The following is a 22,392-nucleotide window of genomic DNA, read 5'->3' on the forward strand; positions in this document are numbered from 1 at the left end:
GACCCGGGCGAAGGGGGAACCCCACCCGTCAGCGCAGGGTGAGGGACACCCCTTCGTCGTCGGTGTCGACGACCACCGTCTGCCCGTCGCGGATGTCTCCGCCGAGCAGGCCGGTCGCCAGCCGGTCGCCGATCTCCTTCTGCACGAGGCGGCGCAGCGGCCGGGCGCCGTACGCCGGGTCGTAGCCCTTCTCCGCCAGCCAGGCCCGTGCATCGTCGGTGACGTCGAGGTCGATGCGACGGTCGGCGAGGCGGGTCGCCAGCTCGCGCACCTGCAGCTCGACGATGTGGCCCAGCTCGTCGCGGCTCAGCGGGTCGAAGATGACGACCTCGTCGAGCCGGTTGAGGAACTCGGGCTTGAAGGCCGTCCGCACCGCCCCCATGACCGCCTCGCGCGCCGTCGCCGGGTCGACGAGCGGGTCGACGAGGTACTGGCTGCCGAGGTTGCTCGTGAGCACGAGGATGACGTTGCGGAAGTCGACCGTGCGGCCCTGGCCGTCGGTGAGCCGCCCGTCGTCGAGCACCTGGAGCAGGATGTCGAAGGTCTCCGGGTGCGCCTTCTCGACCTCGTCGAGCAGGACGACGCTGTACGGCCGACGACGCACCGCCTCGGTGAGCTGACCGCCCTCCTCGTACCCGACGTACCCGGGGGGCGCGCCGATGAGGCGGGCCACCGAGTGCCGCTCGGAGTACTCCGACATGTCGATGCGCACCATCGCGCGCTCGTCGTCGAAGAGGAAGTCGGCGAGCGACTTCGCGAGCTCGGTCTTGCCGACACCCGTGGGCCCGAGGAAGAGGAAGGACCCGGTCGGCCGGTCGGGGTCGGCGATGCCGGCCCGGCTGCGGCGCACGGCGTCGCTCACGGCCTGGACCGCACTGGTCTGCCCGATGAGGCGCGAGCCGATGATCGACTCCATCGACAGCAGCTTCTCGCTCTCGCCCTGGAGCAGGCGACCGGCGGGGATGCCCGTCCACGCCGAGATGACCTCGGCGATGTCGTCGGCGCCGACCCGCTCCTTGACCATGAGGTCCTCGTCGCCGCTGCGGGCGCTCTCGGCCGCGTCGGCCCGGGCGAGCTCGGCCTCGAGAGCCGGGATCTCGCCGTAGAGGACCCGCGAGGCCCCCTCGTAGTCGCCGTCGCGCTGCATCCGCTCGGCGGAGGTGCGCAGGTCGTCGAGGCGGGCACGCAGCTCCCCGACCTGGTTGAGGCCCGACTTCTCCTGCTCCCAGCGGGCGGTGAGGGCGGCGAGCTCCTCACGACGCTCGGCGAGCTCGGTCTCGAGCCGGTCGAGGCGCTCACGGCTGGCGTCGTCGGTCTCGCGGGCGAGGTGGAGCTTCTCCATCTCCATCCGCGCGACGGCGCGCTGCAGCTCGTCGATCTCGACGGGGCTCGAGTCGATCTCCATGCGCAGCCGCGAGGCGGCCTCGTCGACGAGGTCGATCGCCTTGTCGGGCAGCTGGCGGCCGCTGATGTAGCGGTCGGACAGGGCGGCCGCGGCGACGAGCGCCGAGTCCTCGATCTCGACCTTGTGGTGCGCCTCGTAGCGCTCCTTGAGGCCGCGCAGGATCGCGACGGTGTCGGGCACGCTCGGCTCACCGACGTAAACCTGCTGGAAGCGGCGCTCGAGGGCCGGGTCCTTCTCGACGTGCTGACGGAACTCGTCGAGCGTCGTCGCTCCGACGAGCCGCAGCTCACCGCGCGCCAGCATCGGCTTGAGCATGTTGCCCGCGTCCATCGCGCCCTCGCCGGTGGCGCCGGCGCCGACGACGGTGTGCAGCTCGTCGATGAAGGTGATGATCTCGCCGTCGCTGGCCTTGATCTCCTCGAGGACGGACTTCAGCCGCTCCTCGAACTCGCCGCGGTACTTCGCACCGGCGACCATCGCCCCGAGGTCGAGGCTGACGAGGCGCTTGTCGCGCAGGCTCTCGGGCACGTCGCCGTCGACGACGCGCTGCGCCAGACCCTCGACGACGGCGGTCTTGCCGACGCCGGGCTCGCCGATGAGGACGGGGTTGTTCTTCGTGCGGCGCGAGAGCACCTGGACGACGCGGCGGATCTCGGAGTCACGGCCGATGACCGGGTCGAGCTTGCCGTCACGCGCCATCTGGGTGAGGTCGGTGCCGTACTCGGCGAGGGCGTCGCCGCCCTCGGCCGGGGTCTCCGAGGTCACCTTGCGACCGGCGCGCAGCTCGTCGACCTTCGCCTCGAGGTCGGCGGCGCCGCGCTTCTCGACGGCGGCGAGGTGACCGGTCTCGGCGAGCGCGAGCAGCAGGAGGTCGAAGGCGAGGAAGGTGTCCCCCTTCGCCCGCATGAGGGTGTCGCCCTGCTGGAGGACGGCCATCGCCTCGCGGCCGAAGGTGGGTGCCTGGGTCGTCGACCCGGCGACCGACGGCAGGGCGGCGACCGCCCGGTCGGCCATGGCGAGCACATGGCTCGCCCCGGTGCCGGCGGCCTGCAGCAGCGCGTCGGCCTGCGCGGTGTCGACGCGCAGCAGCGCGCTGGTGATGTGGGCCGGGGTGATCTCGGCGTGCCCCTCGGTCTGGGCGGAACGCTGGGCGAGGGCGAGGGCCTCGGCGACCTTGGTCGTCGGCTTGAGCTCCATGTGACTCCTTGTCTTCACGAGCAGGGAAGGTGATCTGGCAGGTACAACGCCTGCGAAGTTGAGTCTATTCCGCTCAACTTCGTCGTCGTCGCCGTCCGGGGCGTATGGTCTACCTGCACATCGTTCGCAACACGCGACCTGACCCCGAGGAGCCGTCGTGCCCCAGCCCGCCCCGCCCACGGCCGGGCCGGCGACCCCTTCGCCCGCCCGCCGCACGACGCTCTTCGCGCAGGACGACCTCGGCGTCGCGGGCCGCCGTCGCCGCACGACGGCCTGGCTGCTCGGCCTCGGCGCAGGCCTGCTCGCCACCCTCGTCCTCGCCGTCGGCATCGGCGCGGTCACGGTGCCCGCCGGCACCACCCTGCGCGTCGTCGGCCACCACGCTCTCGGCCTCGGCGAGCGGACGTGGAGCCTGTCGCGAGACGCGATCATCTGGGACGTCCGCCTCCCCCGCGTCGTCCTGGGCGCTGCGGTCGGCGCCGGCCTAGCGGTGTGCGGCGTCGCGCTCCAGGCGATGGTGCGCAACGTCCTCGCCGACCCCTACCTGCTCGGCGTGAGCTCGGGGGCCTCGAGCGGGGCGGCCGCCGCCATCCTCTTCGGCGTCGGCGCGGGCCTGGGCCAGCACGCCCTCCCGGTGAGCGCCTTCGCCGGGGCGCTCGCCGCCTCCCTCCTCGTGCTCGTCGTCGCCCGCTCCGGCGGGCGCGTCACCTCGATCCGGCTGCTGCTCGCCGGCGTCGCGGTCGGGTACGCGCTCTACGCCCTGACGAGCTTCCTCATCTTCGCCGCCGACTCCGCCGAGGGGTCGCGCTCGGTGCTCTTCTGGCTCCTCGGGTCGCTCGGCCTCGCGTCGTGGACCGCCCCGCTCGCCGTCGTGTGCGTCGTCGTCCTCGGGACCGTCCTCGTGCTCACCCACGCCGGGCGTCGGCTCGACGTCCTCGCCATCGGCGACGAGACGGCGCAGACCCTCGGGCTCACGCCTGACCGGCTGCGCGTGCGCCTGCTCGTGCTCGTCTCGCTGTGCATCGGCGTCGTCGTCTCGGCCGCCGGGAGCATCGGCTTCGTCGGCCTCGTCGTCCCGCACCTCGCCCGACGGGCGGTCGGCTCGTCGCACCGCGCCGTCGTCCCCGTCGCCGCGCTCATGGGCGCGATCCTGCTCGTCTGGGCCGATGTCGTCGCGCGCACCCTGCTCCAGCCGCAGGAGATCCCGATCGGCATCCTCACCAGCCTCGTCGGCGCCCCCTTCCTGCTCGTCCTCATCCGCCGCATGCACGTCTCGTCCACCTGATCCCGGAAGGCCCTCGATGCCCCTTCGCCCCCTGCGCGCCGCGTCCCTCGCCGCCGCCGTCGCCCTGCTCACCTCCTGCGGCACCGACGAGCCGGCGGGCACCGCCGCGACGGCGCCCGACGACGGGCACTACCCGCTGACGACGACGAGCTGCGGCGAGGAGGTGACGATCGAGGCCGAGCCCACCGAGGTCGTGCTGCTCAAGAGTGCGTGGGTGCCCTACCTCGACACCCTCGGCGTCCTCGACCACGTGACGGCGAAGGCCGGCGCCTACCCCCAGGGCTACTACGACGACGAGACGAACGCAGCGGTCGAGGGCATCGACTCGCTCACCGACCGGATGGACTCGAGCGGCCACCTGCTCATCTCCAAGGAGGCGGTCGTCGCCCGGGAGCCCGACCTCGTCCTCGGTCAGGTCGAGAACATCGACCGCGCCTCGCTCGCCGAGCTCGGCATCCCCCTGCTCGAGGTCGGGGGCCTGTGCCCGACCGGGGGCCCCGACCCCTCCTTCGAGGCGATCGGCACCGAGCTCGAGGAGCTCGGGCGGGTCTTCCACCGCGAGGACGAGGCGGCGAAGGCTGCCCGCGACCTCGAGGAGCGCGTCGAGACGATCACCGCCTCCGTGCCCTCGGACGAGGACCGCACGGCCGCCGTGCTCTACCCGACGGTCGGCGGCGGCACCACGTACGCCTACGGCAGCCGCTCGATGGCCGACCCGCAGCTCGAGGCGGCCGGGCTGACCAACGTCTACGCGGACGTCGACGAGCGGGTCTTCGAGGTGACCACCGAGAGCCTGCTCGAGGAGGACCCGGACGTCGTCGTCCTGCTCTACTCCGACGGCGACCCGGCGAAGGTCGAGGACGCCCTCACGGCGCTGCCGGGCGCCGAGCGCCTCACGGCCGTGCGCGCCGACGCCGTCATCACCCAGCTCTTCAACTTCACCGAGCCGGCCAGCCCGCTCGCCGTCGACGGCCTCGAGCGCATCGTCGAGGAGCTGGCGACGGGGGACGCCCGGTGATCGAGGCGCGCGGGCTGACCTTCACCTACGGCGCAAGCACGGTCCTCGACGACGTCGACCTCACCGTGCGGCCCGGCCGGGTCCTCGGCCTCATCGGGCCCAACGGCTCGGGCAAGACGACGCTGCTGCGCTGCCTCCACGGCGGCCTGCGCCCGCGAGCCGGCTCGGTGGCGGTCGACGGCACCCCGGTGAGCGCGATGTCGCCGGCCCAGCTCGCCCGCGAGATCTCCGTCGTCGTGCAGGAGGCCGGCGGCGAGAGCACGCTGAGCGTCGCCGAGCTCGTCCTGCTCGGCCGCACCGCGCACCTCGGCGGCTTCGTGCGGGCCCGCCCGCAGGACGAGGCCGCGGCCCGGGCCGCACTCGTGCGGGTCGGCGCGCTGCATCTCGCCCGTCGCGACATCTCGGAGCTCTCCGGCGGCGAGCGCCAACGGGTCCTCGTCGCGCGCGGCCTGGCCCAGGAGGCCGGCCACCTCCTCCTCGACGAGCCGACCAACCACCTCGACATCCGCTACCAGCACGAGGTGCTCACCCTGCTGCGCGGGCTCGAGCAGACCGTCGTCGTCGTGCTCCACGACCTCAACCTCGCCGCGGCCTACTGCGACGACCTCGTCCTGCTCGACCGCGGTCGGGTCGCCGGGCGCGGGACGACCTCCGAGGTCCTCGAACCCGACCTGCTGCGCCGGGTCTACGAGATCGACGTCGACCGGCTCGACCGGGACGGCCGCGTCCACCTGCTCTTCACCCCCCTGGCCCGCCACGAGGAGATCTCCGCATGAGCATCCAGCCCCGCATCGACGACTACTGGACCCACCGGGCCCCCGCCTACGACTCCGGCCAGCGCCGCCCCGAGCGCTGGGACGACGACGCGGCGATGTGGTCGTCCATCTGGTCGCAGGCGCTGCCGACCACCCCCTCGAGGGTGCTCGACCTCGGCACCGGCACCGGGCACGCCGCGCTGCTCGTCGCCGGGCTCGGCCACGACGTCACCGGCGTCGACAGCTCGCCGGGCATGCTCGAGATCGCGCAGGAGCACGCCGACCGCGCCCGGGCGGACGGTCGCCCCGCGCCCACCTTCACCCTCGGCGACGCCGTGGATCCCCCCTTCGCCGACGGCTCGCTCGACGCCGTCATCTGCCGATACGTCACGTGGACCCTGCGCGACCCGGTGGCCGCGCTCTCGCGGTGGCGCGGGCTGCTGCGGCCGGGAGGGGTGCTCGCCGTCGTCGACAGCACGTGGTTCACCGACGGCCTCGAGGGCTCTCCGCCCGAGTTCGTCGACGCGTACGGACCGGTGCTCGCCGACCTGCCGCTGGCCCTCGCGTCGAGCATCGAGCCGACGGTCGCGGCGATCCGCGAGGCCGGCTTCACCGACGTCGTCGTGCGCGACCTCACCGAGGTCCACGAGGCCGACGAGCGCCACGGCGCGGCGCCCGGCCATCGCCCGCGGATGCAGCACCTCGTGACCGCGCGCACCTGACCCTTCTAGGTGAGCGCTTGCTCAGCTAGGGTCCAGACATGCACCGACGCCTGAGTCCTGAGGACGCCGCCCACCAGCAGCGGATGCGCGAGTACTTCACCACGGAGTTCCCCCAGGAGCTGCGCGGCCTGCTCGCCCGATCCGACGACTTCGACCCCGCGGACCTGCGCCGCAGCCAGGCCGCGCTGGCCGGTGCCGGGCTCGCTGCGCCGGGCTGGCCGAGCGAGTGGGGCGGCCAGGACTGGACGAGCCTGCAGAAGTTCATCTGGGACAGCGAGCTGCAGCGCGCGTCCGTCGCGCCGCCGCTGGCCTTCAACACCTCGATGGTCGGCCCGGTCATCGCGACCTTCGGCTCGCAGGAGCAGAAGGAGCGCTTCCTGCCCAAGACCGCGAGCTGCGAGATCTGGTGGTGCCAGGGCTTCTCCGAGCCCGACGCCGGCTCCGACCTCGCCTCGCTGCGCACGACCGCGGTGCGCGAGGGCGACGAGTACGTCGTCAACGGGCAGAAGATCTGGACCACGCTCGGCCAGCACGCCGACTGGATCTTCGCCCTCGTGCGCACCGACCCGACCGCGAAGAAGCAGCAGGGCATCTCCTTCCTGCTCATCGACATGCAGACCCCGGGCATCACCGTGCGCCCGATCCGCCTGCTCGACGGCGGCGTCGAGGTCAACGAGGTCTTCTTCGAGGACGTCCGCGTGCCCGCCGACCAGCTCGTCGGCGAGGAGAACAAGGGCTGGGACTACGCGAAGTTCCTCCTCGGCAACGAGCGCGTCGGCGTCGCGAACGTCGGGCTCATCAAGCGCTGGCTCTCGGAGGTCAAGGAGCACGCCGCGCAGGTCCGCGAGGGCGAGGGCAGCCTGCTCGACGACCCCGCGATCGCGGCCCGCTTCGCCGAGCTCGAGGCCGAGCTCATGGCCCTCGAGCTCACCGTCGTGCGCGTCAGCGGCGGCAGCAAGGACGGCCGGCCGGACCCGGCCTCGTCGATCCTCAAGCTGCGCGGCTCGGAGCTGCAGCAGGAGGTCCTCGAGCTGGCGATCGACGTCGCCGGCCCGATGGCCCACGTGTGGGATGACGACGAGCTGCCCGACTGGGCGACCGGCTCGGTCCCGGAGTACCTCAACTTCCGCAAGGCGACCATCTACGGCGGCTCGAGCGAGGTCCAGCGGGGCATCATCGCGGCCACGATCCTGAAGCTGAAGGGCTGACACATGGACTTCACGACCACCGACGAGCAGCGCGCCCTCGCCGACGCCACCCGGGGCGTGCTCTCGCGCCACGGCTCCCCCGCCGCCGAGTCCGGCTCCTCCGCGCAGCCCCCCGCCCACGACACCGCGCTGTGGCAGGCGCTCGTCGAGCTCGGCATCCCGGCGATGCCGTGGTCCGAGGAGGACGGCGGCGTCGGGGCCGGCATCACCGACCTCGCGGCCGCTGCGACCGAGCTCGGCCGGGGCCGCATCCAGGCCCCGCTGGCCGAGACCGTCCTCGCCGGCACCCTCGTCGCCCGCCTCGCGCCGGCCGCGCTGCGCCAGCAGGTCCTCGGCGCGGTGAGCGAGGGCGAGGCCCTGCTCGTGCCGGCGCTCGACGAGCCGATGCGCACCTTCGACCCGACACCGCACGACGTGCGCGCCGAGGAGGGCGCCGGCGGCTGGCAGGTCACCGGCGTCAAGGCCCCGGTGCGATACGCCCCGGCCGCCACCCACGTCGTCCTCACCGCCCGCACCGCGAGCGGCACGGGCGTCTTCCTCCTCACCGACCCGGGCGCCACCGCCGAGCGGCTCGACCTCGACGGCGCGTCGGTCACCCTGCTCGCCGAGGGCGAGGCCGCCGAGGAGGCGCTGCGCGACGCGCTCGCCGTCGCCGGAGCGTTGCTGTGCGCCGAGGCGCTGGGCGCGATGGAGGAGGCGCTGCGGATGACGACCGACTACCTGCGCACGCGTAAGCAGTTCGGCGTCCCGCTCGCCGCCTTCCAGGCGCTCACCCACCGCGCCGCGGACATGTACGCCCAGCTCGAGCTGGCGCGCAGCGCGACCCTCTTCGCCGCGATGTCGGCGGATGAGTCGCCGGTCGACGTCGACGCGGTCCTGCGGGCCCGGGTCGTCGTCGACAAGGCCGCCCGGCTCATCGGCCAGGAGGCCATCCAGCTGCACGGCGGCATCGGCGTCACCGCGGAGTACCCGGTGGGCCATCTCAGCGCGCGGCTGACGATGATCTCGCGCACGTGGGGCAGCACCCGCAGCCACCTCGCGACCCTGGGCAGCCGGGTCGCCGAGCACCGCTCGGTGGACGTCCTCGGCTAGACCCGCGCTACGGCGCAGTAGTGGTCGTGATCGCGACCAGTACTGCGTGGTAGCCCGCAGCGGACGTGCGAAGGGGGACGAGGCCTGGCCTCGTCCCCCTTCGCCGTCCCCGGAGGGGTGGGCCTCGTCAGCCGGTGACGAGGGTGATCTGCCGCGCGACGCAGGCAGGTCGCTCGACACCCTCGATCTCGACGACGTAGCGGGTGACGACCTGGGTCCCCTTCGGCAGGTCGTTGACCTCCTCGAAGGTCGCGGTCCCCCGGATCCGCGAGCCGACCCGCACGGGGTTGGTGAAGCGCACGCTCTCCAGGCCGTAGTTGAGCCGGGCGCTGCCGAGCTCGAGCGCGAAGAGCTCGGCGCCGAAGGAGGGCAGCAGCGACAGGGTGAGGAAGCCGTGCGCGATCGTGCCGCCGAAGGGGCCGGCCTCGGCGCGCTCGACGTCGACGTGGATCCACTGGTGGTCGCCGGTGGCGTCCGCGAAGAGGTCGACCCGCTCCTGGGTGATCTCGACCCACTCGGTGCTGCCGAGCTCGTCCCCGACGAGCGCCCGCAGGTCCTCGATGGTGGCGATGGTGCGCGGGGTGCTCATGCGTCTGCCCTCTTGAAGATCGCGGCCAGGCCCTGACCGCCGCCGATGCACATCGTGGCCAGGCCGTACCGGCCGTCGCGGCGGTGCAGCTCGCGGGCCAGCGCGCCGGTCATCCGGCCGCCGGTGGCCCCGACGGGGTGACCCAGGGAGATGCCCGAGCCGTGGACGTTGGTGCGCTCGTGGTCGGCCTCGGTGAAGCCCCACTCGCGCATCACCGCCAGGGCCTGCGCGGCGAAGGCCTCGTTGAGCTCGATGACGTCGATGTCGGCCAGGGTCAGCCCGGCGACGTCCAGCGCCCTCGCGGTCGCCGGGACCGGGCCGATGCCCATCGTCTTCGGTGGTGTGCCCGCCACGGCCCACGACCGCAGGCTCATCAGCGGGGTCAGGCCCTGCGCGGCCGCGGTCGCACGATCAGCGATCACGACGAAGGCGGCCGCGTCGTTCTGCCCCGAGGCGTTGCCCGCGGTCACGGTCGCCTCGGGATCACCCGCGCCCAGGATCGGGCGCAGCCGCGCCAGGGACTCCATCGAGGTCTCGGGGCGGATGTGCTCGTCGACCTCGACGACGAGGTCCTCGCCCCGGCGCTGCGGCACGCGCACCGGCACGATCTCCTGCGCGAGCAGCCCCTCGCGCTGCGCCGCCGCGGCGCGCTGATGGGACTGCACCGCCAGCGCGTCCTGCTCCTCACGGCTGATGGAGTACTCGCGGGGCACGTTCTCCGCCGTCTCGATCATCCCGCCCGGCACCGGGTGGTTCACCCCGCCCGCGGTCTCGCGGCCGCGGCTCATCATGTCGTGCACCCGCATCCCCGTCCCCTTCGCGCCCCAGCGCATGTCCAGGGAGTAGAACGGCGCGTTGCTCATCGACTCCACCCCACCGGCCACGACGCAGTCGTTGGCACCGGTCAGGACCTGCATCACGCCCTGGATGATCGCCTGCAGACCCGAGCCGCAGCGGCGGTCGAGCTGCATCCCGGTCGTCGTGACCGGCAGACCGGCATCGAGCGCGACGACCCGGCCGATGGCCGGGGCCTCGCCGGTGGCGTAGCAGTGGCCCAGGATCACGTCCTCGACCGCGGCCGGGTCGATGCCCGTGCGCTCGATCAGACCGGTCATCAGCTGAGTGCCGATCTGGGCAGGCAGCAACGGCCGCATCGATCCGCCGAACGCGCCGACCGCGGTGCGGTACGGGGCGCAGACGACGACGTCCTGGGGGTCACGCATGAGAGATCTCCCGAGCTGGTGGGGCGGTCCGGCTGACGAAGGGGGCGGCGACGCTCATCGGGTCGGCGCCCCGCGGATCATCTGCTTGGCGATGATCGTGCGCTGGATCTCGCTCGTGCCCTCGTAGAGGCGGAAGGGACGGGCGTCGCGGTAGAAGCGCGACACCTTCGAGTCCTGCATGTAGCCCATGCCCCCGTAAACCTGGACCGCCCGGTCTGCCACCCGGTCGACCATCTCGCTGCAGTAGAGCTTCGCCGCGGACGGGCCGAGGCGCCGGTCGCTCCCGTCGTCGTAGGCGCGGGCCGCCTCGATGACGAGCGCCCGGCCGGCCATCGCCTCGGTGCGGCAGTCCGCGAGCATCCCCTGGACGAGCTGGAAGTCGGCGATGCGGGTGCCCCCCTGGGTCTGGTCGAGGGAGTGCCGGAGGGCCTCGTCGGTGAGCCGCTCGGCGAGACCGACGCAGGTCGCGCCGATGTGGAGGCGGCCCTTCGCCAGCGAGCGCATCGCGGCGGCGAAGCCCTCGCCCTCGACCCCGCCGACGAGGCACTCGGCCCCGACCCGCACCCCCTCGAGGGAGACCTCGGCGGTGTGCGCGCCGCGCTGGCCCATCTTCGCGTCCTTCGGGCCGACCGTCACGCCCTCGTGCGAGGTGTCGACGACGAAGACCGAGATCCCCTTCGTGCCCTCGGAGACGTCGCCCGTGCGGGCGAAGACCATGACGAGATCGGCCTGCGGCGCGTTGGTGATGTACCGCTTCTGCCCGCTGATGACGTAGCCGTCACCGTCGCGCACCGCCTTCGTGCGCAGCCCCGAGGGGTCTGATCCTGCGTCGGGCTCGGTGAGCGCGAAGGACGCGACGAGCTCGCCCGCCGCCAGGCCCGGCAGGTAGGCCTGCTTCTGCTCGTCGGTGCCGAAGTTCACGAGCACCTGGCCGGCGGTGCCGTTGTTCGTGCCGAACATCGAGCGGAAGGCAGGAGTCGTGCGCCCGACGACCATCGCCAGCCGCACCTCCTCGCTCATCGTCAGCCCCAGCCCGCCGTACTCCTCGGGCAGCGCATACCCGAAGAGGCCCATGTCGGCCGCGGCGCGCCGGACGCGCTCGGGGATGACGTCGGTGCTCTCGATCTCGTCCTCGGCGGGCACGACGACCTCCTCCACGAGCGACGCCACGGTCGCCAGGACCTCGTCGAACTCGGTGCTCTCCACGTCGATCTCCTTCGTCGGTGCGCCAGACTGCCGGTGGGGATTATGTCGATCAAGGGCATAGTTGGTATCGCACTGATACACCGGCGGAAACAGCTGGGTTCGTCGACGCCGGACCGGAAGGACCTCATGGAGCTGCACCACGTCACCGCCTTCCTCGCCGTCGCCGAGGAGCTCCACTTCGGACGGGCGGCGGCACGGCTGCACATGGCGCAGCCGCCCTTGAGCCGCACCATCCGGCAGCTGGAGCGCCAGCTCGGGACCCCCCTCTTCGAGCGGACGACCCGATCGGTGCGGCTCACCCCGCAGGGCGCCGCGTTCGTCGACCCGGCCCGCGAGATCGTGCGTGCCGTCGAGACCGCCGAGCGCACCGTCACCGACGCCAGCAGCGGCGAGATCGGGGAGGTCCGGGTGGGGTTCGCCGGGCCGTCCTCGCACCGACCGATCAGCCAGCTGGCCCGCCGGGTACGACGTGACCTGCCCGGGATCGAGCTGTCCCTCACGAGCACGACGTACGGCAGCGGCGCGATCGAGCGGATCGTGGAGGGCTCGCTCGACCTCGCCGTCGTCATGTACCCGAGCGTCCCCGCCGGTCTCGAGTCCCGCGTCGTCGCGCTCAACCGCTTCGTCGTCGTCCTCTCCGAGGACCATCGGCTCGCGGGCCGGGACGCGGTGGCGATGGCCGACCTCGCGGACGAGCCCTGGGTCATGCTCGAGCCGTCGACAGGGTCGACCCTGCGCGAGATCACCCTGCACAAGGCGCAGGCCGCAGGGTACGTGCCGAGGGTTGCTCAGCACGCCCCCGACTCGTGGGCGATCTTCGCTCTGGTTGCCGCCGGCCTCGGCGTCACCCTCACGGTCGACACCGCCTTCGGCGCCGGCTGGGGCCGGGAGGGTCTCGTCGTCATCCCGCTCAGCGACAGCTCGGAGCGGGCGCCCGCCCGCCTGCTGTGGCGGACGGGAGACTCGAGCCCGGCACTGCGTCAGGTGCTCGACCTCTCCGAGCAGGCCCTGCCGACCCCGTCTGGGTGACCGGCTGGCCCCGCCCGTCAGCAGGTGGCGGTGATGTCCGCCAGCTCGTCGGTGGGCTCGGTCGTCGAGCTGCCGCTCGGCGTCGCGCTGGGGCTCGCGCTCGAGGTGGGCTTCTTCGTCGCGCTGCGACGCGGCGGGTCGATCGCGTCACGCACCTTCGTGTGGATGACGCCGTAGTCCGGGTTGGTCACGTCGATGACCTTGTTCGTCAGGGGCAGCGACTTGATCGAGCCGCCGTCCTGGATCCGCTCGACGAGGACCGCCCAGGCCGACAGGTCGTCCTGCGGGATGTCGACCGCGACGTTCTTCTTGAGCACCGCGGCGAGCTCGGGGTAGCGGCGCAGCATGCTCACGGGGTTCACCTGGTTGATGAGCGCGCCCACCATGCAGCGCTGCCGCCGCATGCGGCTGAAGTCGCCGTCCCGGCTGTCGGCGCGCGAGCGCGAGTACCACAGCGCCCGGTAGCCGTCGAGCCGCTGGACGCCGGGCTCGATGTAGCCGGTCGTGCCGACGACGACGCCGCCCTCGACCTTGCACCCGACGCAGACCCGCTCCTTGACGTCGATCTGCACCCCGCCCATGGCGTCGACGAGCTCGGTGAAGCCCTTGAGGTCGATGATCGTCGTGTAGTCGATGTCGAGCCCGAGGATCTGGCTCACCGCGTCCTTGGTGACGGTGAGACCGGGGCTGGGGTCACCGGGGAAGAGCGCCGCGTTGTCCTCGCCGAGCGTCCACACGTACTCGAAGAGGCACTGGTCGCCGCAGCTGTAGCCGTCCGGGTACTGCGCGCGCAGCGGGCTGTCGGGCGAGAGCGGGATGTTCTGCAGGTTGCGCGGGATGCCGAAGAGCACGGTCTTGCCGGTCGTCGTGTCGATGCTCGCGACCATCGTCGAGTCGGGGCGCACGCCGGTCCGGTCGGGCCCCGCGTCGGAGCCGACGAGCAGGATGTTGACCCGGTCGGTGCCCTCCCACGGGTCCTCCGCGTCGACCGGTGCGGCCGCGCCCTCGGGCCGGATCGAGGAGAAGACCTCGCCGATGACCGAGCGCTGGATGAGGGCGTAGCGCGCGGCCTGGACCGCGGGGGCGATGACGAGCAGGGCGGCGAAGGAGGCGAAGAGCAGCATCGCGACGCGGGGCCGGCCCGACACGTCCGCGGGCATGTTGTCGCGGGCGGTGGCGACGATGCCGAAGAGCCAGACGAGCGCGCCGACGACGAGCACGGGGATGAGTACGGCGAGCGCCCGGCGGCTCACGCCGACCTCGAGGACCGAGGTCGTCACCCCCTTCGACAGCAGGTAGGCGACACCCGCGACGAGCGCGACGACGAAGGCGGCGACCATGACCTGCCCGGTGCGCCGACGACTGGGGATGAGCCCGAGCCCGGGCACGACGGTGCTCGCGGCGGTGAGCACGTAGAAGCGGCGGCTCAGCCGGGACCGCGCGCGCTCGGAGAGCATCGGGGTCGCAGGCTTGTCGCGCCGGTGTCGGCCGATCTCGCTCATACGGGCAGTCCTGGGGTCGTTCGGGAGCTGGCTGCCGGGCACGGTCAGCCGCCTGATCCTGGCACACCGGGCTGGAGGTCGCCTGGATGCGAAGGGAGATGCGCCCCGCGTCGTGCCGGGTCCCGGACGTCGTCCGGCCGAGCGAAGATCAGGCCGGCCCGCCCGTGCGGTCGTCGTACCAGCCGTCGTGCTCCTCGGCGAGCGCGCTGAAGCGCTCCTTCAGCCCCTGACCGACGGCGCTCGCCTCGTCGGTGACGGTCTCGACACGCACGTAGATGGCCCACTCGTGGTCCTCGCCGTCGTCCTCCCCCGCCAGCGCCTCGCGCACGACCCGGACCTCGCCGAGCCCCTCCTCGCGCAGGTCGTCGGCGACGCGCTCGGCGTCGTCGCGGTCGGGCAGGACGATGAGGTGCTCGCTCATGACGCCATGCTCGCACCCTCGACAGGGTGTGGACATGACCGGCGCGCCTGGGCACGCTCGACAGATGAGCGATCAGAAGATCACCGTCCAGCGCACCGTCGACGCGTCCGCGAAGGACCTCTTCGAGGTGCTCACCAACCCCAAGCGCCACACCGAGCTCGACGGCTCCGGCTTCGTGCGCTCGGACGAGAGGTCCAACCGCATCCAGGGCGTCGGCGACGTCTTCACGATGAACATGGAGGGCGAGCACATGGGCGGCGAGTACCAGACCGACAACCACGTGACCGCCTACGCGGAGAACACGATGGTCGGCTGGCAGACCGCCCCCGCCGGCACCGACCCCAAGGGCTGGGAGTGGCTCTGGGAGCTCGACGCGCAGGGCCCCGACAGCACCCTCGTCAGCCTCACCTACGACTGGAGCAAGGTCACCGACAAGGAGCTGCTGCAGCAGGTGAGCTTCCCGCTCGTCAGCAAGGGCCAGCTCGAGGACAGCCTCGGCAACCTCGCGGCGGCCGTCTCCTCCTGACCTCCCCCTGACCCGCCACCCCCCACCTCGGCCGGGGTGCCCCTACCGGGCGTCCCGGCCGAAGCGCGCGAGGACCCGCACCGGGCGCGGCTCGTCGGCGCCGACCTCGAGCGGGCCGGAGCAGATGCCGTCGCCGTAGAGGCGCTCGCCCCAGCCGTCGGCCGCGGCGTCGAGCACGTCCAGCTCGGCGTCCGCGATCGAGGTGTCACCCCCGGTGGCGCGGGCGAGGTCCCACCGGTGGACGACCATGTCGAAGCCGTAGAAGTCGTCGAGGACCTGGCCCACGGTCGAGACGCCGAAGGGGGTCTCGTACGGAGCCTCGCCCACCCGCGGGTCGGCGAGGGCGCGGGCGACCGCCTCGGAGTGCGTCCGCCAGGCGAGCGCCGGGCCCTGGGCGACGACGGGCGCCGGGTCGGGCAGGCTCGCGCCGTTCGTCAGCAGGAAGGTGCGCTGCGTGTCCACGAGGTGCTGGAGCACGTCGGCCGCGCTCCACCCCTCGCAGGGCGAGGGCGCGTCCCACGCGTCGTCGGGCACGGCGTCGACGACCCGCACGAGCGGGGTGTTGCGGCGGTCGTAGCGAGAGGCGGGGTCCTGGGGCATCGGCATGGCCCCACCCTGGCAGCGACCACCGACGACGACCACCCCTTCGCTCCCCCTTCGGGCGGTCGCACGGGCGAGAGGTGAACGCACGACGGCCGCCCGGGGACCCCCGGTGACGGCTCGGACAACCCTTCGTCGCGACCCCGCGCGCGGCTTGCGAGCCGGCCGCCCGGGCGGGTGGCATGGGGCGCGAGATGACTGGCCTGCTCGTCGCCGTGGGCGACTCCTTCACCGAGGGCATCGGCGACCCCCACCTGCACTACCCGAACTCCGTGCGCGGCTGGGCCGACCGGCTGGCCCGCCAGCTGGGCCGCGCCGACCCGGCGTGGCAGTACGCGAACCTCGCGATCCGCAGCAAGTTCCTCGACCAGGTGGTCGCCGACCAGCTCGACGCGGCGCTCGCCCTCGGGCCCACCCACGTGACCTTCTACGCCGGGGGCAACGACCTGCTCTCGCTGCGGGCCGACCTCACCTCGCTGCTGGAGCGCTACGAGGCGGCCCTGGACCGGCTCGTCGGCTCCGGTGCGCAGGTCGTCCTCTTCACCGCGTACGACGTGCGCACGACCCGGCTGCTCGACCCGCTCGTGCGCCGGGTCCACCTCTTCAACGACGGGGTGCGCGAGCTCGTCGACCGGCACGGGACGCTGCTCGTCGACCACGCCCGCGTCCGCGACTTCGATCACCCGGCGCTGTGGGCTCCGGACCGGATCCACATGTCCCGACAGGGCCACAAGCGGATGGCGGCACTCGTCGCCGAGACGATGGGCGTGCCCCACACGCTGAAGATCGGCGACCTCGTCCCGCACGAGCCCCGCGGCTGGCGGCACGCGGCCCGCCAGGAGGCGGCCTTCGTGCGCCAGGAGGTCGTGCCGCTCGTGCGGCGGCGGCTGCGCCGCGAGTACGAGGGCGACCGCATCGCCGCGCGGTGGCCCGAGCCGATCCGCCCCGCCGAGGGGATGAAGAGGCTCGCCGCGGCCCGCGCGCTCGGGGGGCCCACCCTGGACAGCACGGGCGTCCGAGGCCGGTGAGAGACGGCCCGGCTCCTATCGTCGAAGGATGAGCGAGCAGCCCGCCCGCGCGGACCGCACCCGTCAGGTCGTCGTCGTCGTCAGCCACCTCGTCGGTGTCCTCGGCGTGCTCACCGGGGTCGGCGTCATCGGCATGGAGGTCTCGGAGTCGAGCAGCGGTGCGCTGTCCGCCGACGCCACCCTCCTCGCCCCCGCGGGCACCGCCTTCTCGATCTGGTCGCTCATCTACGCGCTGCTCACGGCGTACGCGATCTACCAGCTCTTCCCGAGCACGGCGACCGACCCCCGGCACCGGCGCACGGGCTACCTCGCGGCGGCGTCGATGCTCCTCAACGCGGCGTGGATCTTCGTCACCCAGTGGGGCCTGCTGTGGCTGAGCGTCGTCGTCATCGTCGCGCTGCTCCTCGTGCTCGGCGCGCTCGTCGCGCGGCTGCACGACCGGCCCGCGGTCGGCGCCGCGGAGGCGCTGCTCGTCGACGGCACCTTCGGGCTGTACCTCGGCTGGGTGAGCGTCGCGACCTGCGCCAACGTCGCCGCGGCGCTCGTGGGCTACGGCGTCGAGACGAGCCAGAGCGTCGGCGAGCTCGCGGCGGTCGCGGTGGTCGTCATGGTCGTCGGCCTCTACGTCGCAGCCCGCGGGCGCGTCGCTCAGTCCTCGGCGGTGTCGGGGTAGAAGACGTCCTCCACCCGGCAGCCGAAGGTCCGGGCCACCCGGAAGGCCAGCGGCAAGCTCGGGTCGAAGCGGCCGCGCTCGATGGAGATCACCGTCTGGCGCGAGACGCCGAGCTCCTCGGCCAGGCGCGCCTGCGACCAGCCGCGCTCGGCGCGCCGGGCCGCGAGGTCGTTGTCCATCCGGCGCCCCCTCAGGCGCCGCGACGCGAGACGACCGCGTACCGCACGGCCGAGTCGGCGAGGGCGAGCACCACGAGGAGGGTGAGGACGCCGGTCGCGGAGATGTCGACGTCGAGCACGGAGAGCAGGACGAGCGTGACACCCGAGGCGATGACGACGTCGAGGAAGGCACCGGACCCGGCCTGCTCGGCCCAGCGCCGCTCGACGCTGTCCTCGGCGTGGGCGTCCTGGGGCACCGTGTGGTCGCTGACGAAGAGCAGCCAGCCGAGGGCGAGGGCAGGGCCAAGCGCGGCGGCGCCGAAGATGCCTGCGGCGAGCCAGAAGTCCTCTCCCCGCACGAGGCCGGCCCCGATGCCCGCAGCGGCGGTGATGCCCCCGGCGAGCAGCCCGGCGCGGATGTACGCCGAGGTCGGCGCGGTGGTGGTCGTGCGGGTCATGGCGGTCCCCCTTCGCCCGCGGCCGGTCCCTCCGGTGCGGTGTCAAGCAGACTTTACAGAGGGGCGACCGGTCGTTGTCAAGCGTCCTTGACACGCTCGCTGACCCCCGCTCGTGGTCCGCGAGCCCCGCTCGTCGCGGTCCCGCGAGGAGCGGGTGTCACGGACGACGAGCGGGTCTCGGCACCAGGGGGGTGCGAAGGGGGGCGCGCGAGGGGGTGCGAAGGGGGAGTCGCGTCAGCGGCGCGGGTCCCACAGGACGAGCGCCTGCGAGGCCGTGCGTGGCCGGGGGCGCTGGCCGTGGCGCAGCGCGACGATGTCGCCGCCGGAGCCGACGGCGAAGAAGCGCGAGCCCTGGCCCAGCGCGATACGAGCCGACTCGAGCTCCTCGGTGAGCTCGCCGACGCGCGCGCGCAGCGCGTCGACCTGGTGCTCGAGCTCGAAGATGCGCTGGATCGCGCTCAGCGAGACGCCCTCGTCCTGCGAGAGCCGCTGGACCTCGCGCAGACGCGCGACGTCGGCCGCCGAGTACCGGCGACCGCCGCCGCGCGTGCGCGAGGGGGTGACGAGACCGATGCGGTCGTACTGCCGCAGGGTCTGGGCGTGCATGCCCGCGAGCTCGGCCGCGACCGAGATGACGAAGACCGGGGTCTCGTCATCGGGGCTGAAGGCGGAGCGGGCCACGGGTCAGTCCCCCGCCCTCGCAAGCAGGTCCGCGCGCAGCGAGTCGCCGTCCTGCGCGAGGGCCTCGACGGCCGCGCGCTGCTCGTCGGTGAGGTCGGTCGGGACGACGACCTCGACGCGCACGAGGAGGTCACCGGATCCCCCCTTCGTCGGCACCCCGCGACCCTTGACCCGCAGGACGCGACCGCTCGGGGTGCCCGGGGCGACCTTGACCTTGACCGGGCGGCCGTCGAGCGTCGGGACGCTCACGGTCGCGCCGAGCGTGGCCTCGGCGAAGGTCACCGGCAGCTCGATCGTCAGGTTGTCGCCGTCCCGGCCGAAGACCGGGTGCGGCTCGACCGCGACGGTGAGCATGAGGTCTCCCCGCTCGCCGCCGGTGCGGCTCTGACCGCCCTTGCCGCGCAGCCGGATCCGCTGGCCGTCCTTGACGCCCGCGGGGATCTTCGCGGTGATCCGCTCGCCGTCGGCGCTCAGCTGCACCGTCGACCCCTCGACCGCGTCGCGGAAGGACAGGGTCGTGCGGGCGGTGAGGTCGGGACCCTTCTGCGGGCCACGGGGAGCGCGGAAGCCCGCACCCCCACCGGGCTGGCCGAAGGGGGATCCCCCGCCCTGCCCGAACATCGCCATGATGTCTTCGAGGTCGGGCTCGCCGCCGCCCCCGCCGGGGAAGCCCTGCGAGGAGTAGCGCACCCGGGAGCCGCCACCGCCCCCGCCGCCGAACATCGAGGAGAAGACGTCCTCGAAGCCGGCGCCCCCGGCCCCGCCGGGGCCGCCCGCGGTGAAGCGGGCGCCCCCGCGCGCCATCTGGCGCACGGCGTCGTACTCACGACGCTGCTCGGGGTCGGAGAGGACGGCGTGCGCCTCGCCGACGTCCTTGAAGCGCTGCTCCGCCGCGGCGTCCCCGGGGTTGCGATCGGGGTGGTGCTGCTTGGCGAGCTTGCGGTACGCCTTCTTGATCTCCGCGTCGTCGGCGCCCTGCGAGACGCCGAGGATGCTGTAGAAGTCCTTCTCGAACCAGTCCTGACTAGCCATGCCGTCCTCCTCTCAGGGGGTGTGCGGGTGGGTCACTCGGGGTCGGCGACGGCGACGCGCGCCGCGCGCAGCACGCGCTCGCCGGCCTTGTACCCGGGCTGGAGCACGGTGACGACCGTGGTCGTCGTCGCGTCGCTCGGCAGCTCGCTGTCACTCGGGTCCCACGCGGCGTGCATGAGGGCCTCGTGGACCGCCGGGTCGAAGGGCTCGCCCTTCGCGCCGACCTGGACCAGGCCGTACCGGCCGAGCGCCTGCTCGAGCTTGTCGGCGATGGCCCGGAAGGGGCCCTCGTCGAGGTCCCCGTGCTGGCGCGCGAGGTGGATCTCGTCGAGCACCGGCAGCAGGGTCTCGAGCACGTCGTGCGCCGCCCGGATCTGGATGTCGGCGCGGTCGCGGTCGACGCGGCGCTTGTAGTTGACGTACTCGGCCTGCAGGCGCTGCAGGTCGCCGAGCCGCTCGGCCGCGAGCGCGGTGTCGGGGTGGGCGTCGGAGCCCGCGCCCGGGGCCTCGGCCCCAGGTGCGGTCTCGGCCGCAGGCGTCCCGTCCGCGTCGGCGGCCGGGGTGCCGGCCCCCTGCGCGGGGGCCGGCACGCCGTCGTTGACGGCCTCGACGTTCACCGCGTCGCCGTCGGCGTCGTGGACGACGTCCTCGGGCTCGTGGTTGCTCGTCGAGTCGCTCACTTGCGCTCCTCGTCCTCGTCCTCGACGACCTCGGCGTCGACGACGTCGTCGTCGGCCGGGGTGCTGCCCGCGTCGGCGCCGGGCTGGTCACCGGCGGCGCCGGCACCCTCGCCCTGCTCGGCGGAGGCCGCGTAGAGGGCGGCGCCCATCTTCTGCGACTCCTCGTTGAGGGTGTCGACCTTCTTGGACAGGTCGGCAGCGCTCACGCCGGACTCCGGCTTGAGGGCGTCCTTGAGGTCGGCGAGGGCGTCGTCGACCGGCTTGCGCTGGTCGTCGCTCAGCTTGTCGCCGCTGTCGGAGAGGAACTTCTCGGTCGAGTAGACGAGGTTCTCCGCGGTGTTGCGGGCCTCGGTCTCCTCGCGCCGCTGCTTGTCCTCCTCGGCGTGGGCCTCGGCCTCCTGCACCATGCGCTCGATCTCCTCCTTGGACAGCGCGCTGCCGCCCGAGATGGTGATCTTCTGCTCCTGGCCGGTGCCACGGTCCTTCGCGGAGACGTTGACGATGCCGTTGGCGTCGATGTCGAAGGTGACCTCGACCTGCGGCACGCCACGGGGCGCCGGGGCGATGCCCGAGAGCTCGAAGGTGCCCAGCGGCTTGTTCTGCTGCGCGATCTCGCGCTCGCCCTGGAAGACCTGGATGAGCACGGAGGGCTGGTTGTCCTCCGCCGTCGAGAAGACCTCGCTGCGCTTGGTCGGGATCGCGGTGTTGCGCTCGATGAGCTTGGTGAAGAGACCGCCCTTGGTCTCGATGCCCAGGGAGAGCGGGGTGACGTCGATGAGCAGGACGTCCTTGCGCTCGCCCTTGAGGACACCGGCCTGCAGGGCCGCCCCGGCGGCGACGACCTCGTCGGGGTTGACGCCCTTGTTGGGCTCCTTGCCGCCGGTGAGCTGCTTGACGAGCTCGGAGACGGCGGGCATGCGGGTGGAGCCACCGACGAGGACGACGTGGTCGATGTCGCCGAGCTTGATGCCGGCGTCCTTGATGACGTTCTCGAAGGGGGTCTTCGTGCGGTCGAGGAGGTCCTTGGTCATCTGCTCGAACTGCGCCCGGGTGAGCGTCTCGTCGAGGTGGATCGGGCCGTTCTCGCCCATCGAGAGGTACTGGAGGTTGATCGACGTGGAGCTGCTCGAGGAGAGCTCCTTCTTCGCCTGCTCCGCGGCGTCGCGCAGGCGCTGCATGGCGATCTTGTCGCCGGAGAGGTCGACGCCGGTGCTGCTCTTGACGCTCTGCAGGAGGTGCTTGACCACGCGGTCGTCCCAGTCGTCGCCACCGAGCTGGTTGTCACCGGAGGTGGCGCGGACCTGGATGGTCGCGAAGCCGTCCTCGGCGTCCTTGCCCACCTCGAGCAGGGAGACGTCGAAGGTGCCGCCACCGAGGTCGAAGACGAGGATGAGCTCGTCCTCCTTGCCCTTGTCGAGGCCGTAGGCCAGGGCCGCCGCGGTCGGCTCGTTGACGATGCGCAGGACGTTGAGGCCCGCGATCTCGCCGGCCTCCTTCGTCGCCTGGCGCTCGGCGTCGTCGAAGTACGCCGGCACGGTGATGACCGCGTCGGTGACGTCCTCGCCGAGGTAGGCCTCGGCGTCGCGCTTGAGCTTCATCAGCGTGCGGGCGCTGATCTCCTGCGCGGTGTACTTCTTGCCGTCGATGTCCTCGCTCGTCCAGTCGGTGCCCATGTGGCGCTTGACGGAGCGGATGGTGCGGTCGGCGTTCGTCACGGCCTGACGCTTGGCGATCTCGCCGACGAGGACCTCGCCGCCCTTGGAGAAGGCGACGACGGACGGGGTGGTGCGACCGCCCTCGGCGTTCGCGATGATCTCCGGCTCGCCGGCGTCGAGGTACGCGACGGCCGAGTTGGTGGTACCGAGGTCGATGCCGACGGCACGTCCCATGGGGGTTCTCCTTCG

The 22,392-nt window shown here is 72.8% G+C and carries 23 protein-coding genes; 10 read left to right on the plus strand and 13 right to left on the minus strand.

Going from position 1 to position 22,392, the window contains the following annotated elements:
• Positions 1–28: 28 nt before the first annotated feature.
• Positions 29–2,602, minus strand: a complete 2,574-nt coding sequence (clpB, locus tag L6241_RS13820) for an ATP-dependent chaperone ClpB (RefSeq protein ID WP_368246739.1) — start codon at positions 2,600–2,602, stop codon at positions 29–31.
• Between the two features lie 157 nt (positions 2,603–2,759).
• On the opposite strand from clpB, the gene L6241_RS13825 reads away from it, so the two are divergent.
• Genes L6241_RS13825 through L6241_RS13850 form a run of 6 tightly spaced genes read left to right on the plus strand, consistent with a single transcriptional unit; the run spans position 2,760 to position 8,682 of the window.
• Positions 2,760–3,887, plus strand: a complete 1,128-nt coding sequence (locus L6241_RS13825) for an iron ABC transporter permease (protein WP_251720426.1) — start codon at positions 2,760–2,762, stop codon at positions 3,885–3,887.
• A 16-nt stretch (positions 3,888–3,903) separates the two neighbouring features.
• Positions 3,904–4,905: an ABC transporter substrate-binding protein gene (locus tag L6241_RS13830; RefSeq protein WP_368246740.1), complete on the plus strand. Its 1,002-nt coding sequence runs from the start codon at positions 3,904–3,906 to the stop codon at positions 4,903–4,905.
• Positions 4,902–5,681, plus strand: coding sequence for an ABC transporter ATP-binding protein (locus tag L6241_RS13835; protein WP_368246741.1), 780 nt, complete (start codon positions 4,902–4,904; stop codon positions 5,679–5,681). Before L6241_RS13830 ends, L6241_RS13835 begins: the two co-directional genes overlap by 4 nt.
• Positions 5,678–6,382: a class I SAM-dependent methyltransferase gene (locus L6241_RS13840; RefSeq protein ID WP_368246742.1), complete on the plus strand. Its 705-nt coding sequence runs from the start codon at positions 5,678–5,680 to the stop codon at positions 6,380–6,382. The genes L6241_RS13835 and L6241_RS13840 overlap by 4 nt, the downstream gene beginning before the upstream one ends.
• 38 nt (positions 6,383–6,420) lie before the next feature.
• On the plus strand, positions 6,421–7,590 hold the full coding sequence (locus tag L6241_RS13845; protein WP_368246743.1) for an acyl-CoA dehydrogenase family protein: 1,170 nt from the start codon (positions 6,421–6,423) through the stop codon (positions 7,588–7,590).
• A 3-nt stretch (positions 7,591–7,593) separates the two neighbouring features.
• Entirely contained in the window at positions 7,594–8,682 is a 1,089-nt protein-coding gene (locus L6241_RS13850; RefSeq protein WP_368246744.1) for an acyl-CoA dehydrogenase family protein, read from the plus strand.
• 127 nt (positions 8,683–8,809) lie between these two features.
• On the opposite strand, the gene L6241_RS13855 is transcribed toward L6241_RS13850, so the two are convergent.
• The 3 genes from L6241_RS13855 to L6241_RS13865 are packed head-to-tail and all read right to left on the minus strand — an operon-like array spanning position 8,810 to position 11,700.
• Positions 8,810–9,271, minus strand: a complete 462-nt coding sequence (locus L6241_RS13855) for a MaoC family dehydratase (protein ID WP_368246745.1) — start codon at positions 9,269–9,271, stop codon at positions 8,810–8,812.
• Complete coding sequence (locus L6241_RS13860; protein ID WP_368246746.1) at positions 9,268–10,494, minus strand: acetyl-CoA C-acetyltransferase; 1,227 nt, start codon at positions 10,492–10,494, stop codon at positions 9,268–9,270. Before L6241_RS13860 ends, L6241_RS13855 begins: the two co-directional genes overlap by 4 nt.
• 54 nt (positions 10,495–10,548) lie before the next feature.
• A complete protein-coding gene (locus tag L6241_RS13865; protein WP_368246747.1) occupies positions 10,549–11,700 on the minus strand; it encodes an acyl-CoA dehydrogenase family protein in 1,152 nt (383 codons plus the stop codon).
• Positions 11,701–11,826: 126 nt separating this feature from the next.
• On the opposite strand from L6241_RS13865, the gene L6241_RS13870 reads away from it, so the two are divergent.
• The gene (locus L6241_RS13870) at positions 11,827–12,729 is read left to right on the plus strand and encodes a LysR family transcriptional regulator (RefSeq protein ID WP_368246748.1); all 903 of its coding nucleotides are present in this window, start codon (positions 11,827–11,829) and stop codon (positions 12,727–12,729) included.
• 17 nt (positions 12,730–12,746) lie between these two features.
• Here L6241_RS13870 and L6241_RS13875 read toward each other — a convergent pair whose 3' ends face one another.
• The gene (locus L6241_RS13875; RefSeq protein WP_368246749.1) at positions 12,747–14,231 is read right to left on the minus strand and encodes an LCP family protein; all 1,485 of its coding nucleotides are present in this window, start codon (positions 14,229–14,231) and stop codon (positions 12,747–12,749) included.
• A gap of 148 nt (positions 14,232–14,379) precedes the next feature.
• Positions 14,380–14,652, minus strand: a complete 273-nt coding sequence (locus L6241_RS13880) for a ribonuclease E inhibitor RraB (protein WP_123092589.1) — start codon at positions 14,650–14,652, stop codon at positions 14,380–14,382.
• 64 nt (positions 14,653–14,716) lie between these two features.
• Here L6241_RS13880 and L6241_RS13885 point away from each other — a divergent pair, with 64 nt between their 5' ends.
• Complete coding sequence (locus L6241_RS13885) at positions 14,717–15,178, plus strand: SRPBCC family protein (protein WP_368246750.1); 462 nt, start codon at positions 14,717–14,719, stop codon at positions 15,176–15,178.
• Between the two features lie 42 nt (positions 15,179–15,220).
• Here the strand turns inward: L6241_RS13885 and L6241_RS13890 are convergent, their stop codons facing one another.
• Positions 15,221–15,784, minus strand: coding sequence for a TIGR03086 family metal-binding protein (locus L6241_RS13890; RefSeq protein WP_251720881.1), 564 nt, complete (start codon positions 15,782–15,784; stop codon positions 15,221–15,223).
• Between the two features lie 188 nt (positions 15,785–15,972).
• Between L6241_RS13890 and L6241_RS13895 the strand changes: the two genes are divergently transcribed.
• Positions 15,973–16,806: an SGNH/GDSL hydrolase family protein gene (locus L6241_RS13895; protein WP_368246751.1), complete on the plus strand. Its 834-nt coding sequence runs from the start codon at positions 15,973–15,975 to the stop codon at positions 16,804–16,806.
• Positions 16,807–16,834: 28 nt separating this feature from the next.
• A complete protein-coding gene (locus tag L6241_RS13900; RefSeq protein ID WP_252975848.1) occupies positions 16,835–17,479 on the plus strand; it encodes a tryptophan-rich sensory protein in 645 nt (214 codons plus the stop codon).
• On the opposite strand, the gene L6241_RS13905 is transcribed toward L6241_RS13900, so the two are convergent.
• The 6 genes from L6241_RS13905 to dnaK form a co-directional block, all read right to left on the minus strand.
• Positions 17,455–17,658, minus strand: coding sequence for a helix-turn-helix transcriptional regulator (locus L6241_RS13905; protein ID WP_191564049.1), 204 nt, complete (start codon positions 17,656–17,658; stop codon positions 17,455–17,457). The genes L6241_RS13900 and L6241_RS13905 overlap by 25 nt on opposite strands.
• 11 nt (positions 17,659–17,669) lie before the next feature.
• Entirely contained in the window at positions 17,670–18,095 is a 426-nt protein-coding gene (locus tag L6241_RS13910; RefSeq protein WP_368246752.1) for a hypothetical protein, read from the minus strand.
• A 234-nt stretch (positions 18,096–18,329) separates the two neighbouring features.
• Complete coding sequence (locus tag L6241_RS13915) at positions 18,330–18,776, minus strand: helix-turn-helix transcriptional regulator (protein ID WP_368246753.1); 447 nt, start codon at positions 18,774–18,776, stop codon at positions 18,330–18,332.
• A 3-nt stretch (positions 18,777–18,779) separates the two neighbouring features.
• Positions 18,780–19,808, minus strand: a complete 1,029-nt coding sequence (locus tag L6241_RS13920; RefSeq protein ID WP_368246754.1) for a DnaJ C-terminal domain-containing protein — start codon at positions 19,806–19,808, stop codon at positions 18,780–18,782.
• A gap of 32 nt (positions 19,809–19,840) precedes the next feature.
• Positions 19,841–20,488: a nucleotide exchange factor GrpE gene (gene grpE, locus L6241_RS13925; RefSeq protein WP_368246755.1), complete on the minus strand. Its 648-nt coding sequence runs from the start codon at positions 20,486–20,488 to the stop codon at positions 19,841–19,843.
• Positions 20,485–22,377: a molecular chaperone DnaK gene (dnaK, locus tag L6241_RS13930; RefSeq protein ID WP_368246756.1), complete on the minus strand. Its 1,893-nt coding sequence runs from the start codon at positions 22,375–22,377 to the stop codon at positions 20,485–20,487. Before dnaK ends, grpE begins: the two co-directional genes overlap by 4 nt.
• Positions 22,378–22,392 lie beyond the last annotated feature (15 nt).

The organism is Janibacter sp. Y6, from assembly GCF_040900765.1.
In the GTDB taxonomy this organism is placed as follows: Bacteria; Actinomycetota; Actinomycetes; order Actinomycetales; family Dermatophilaceae; genus Marihabitans; species Marihabitans melonis.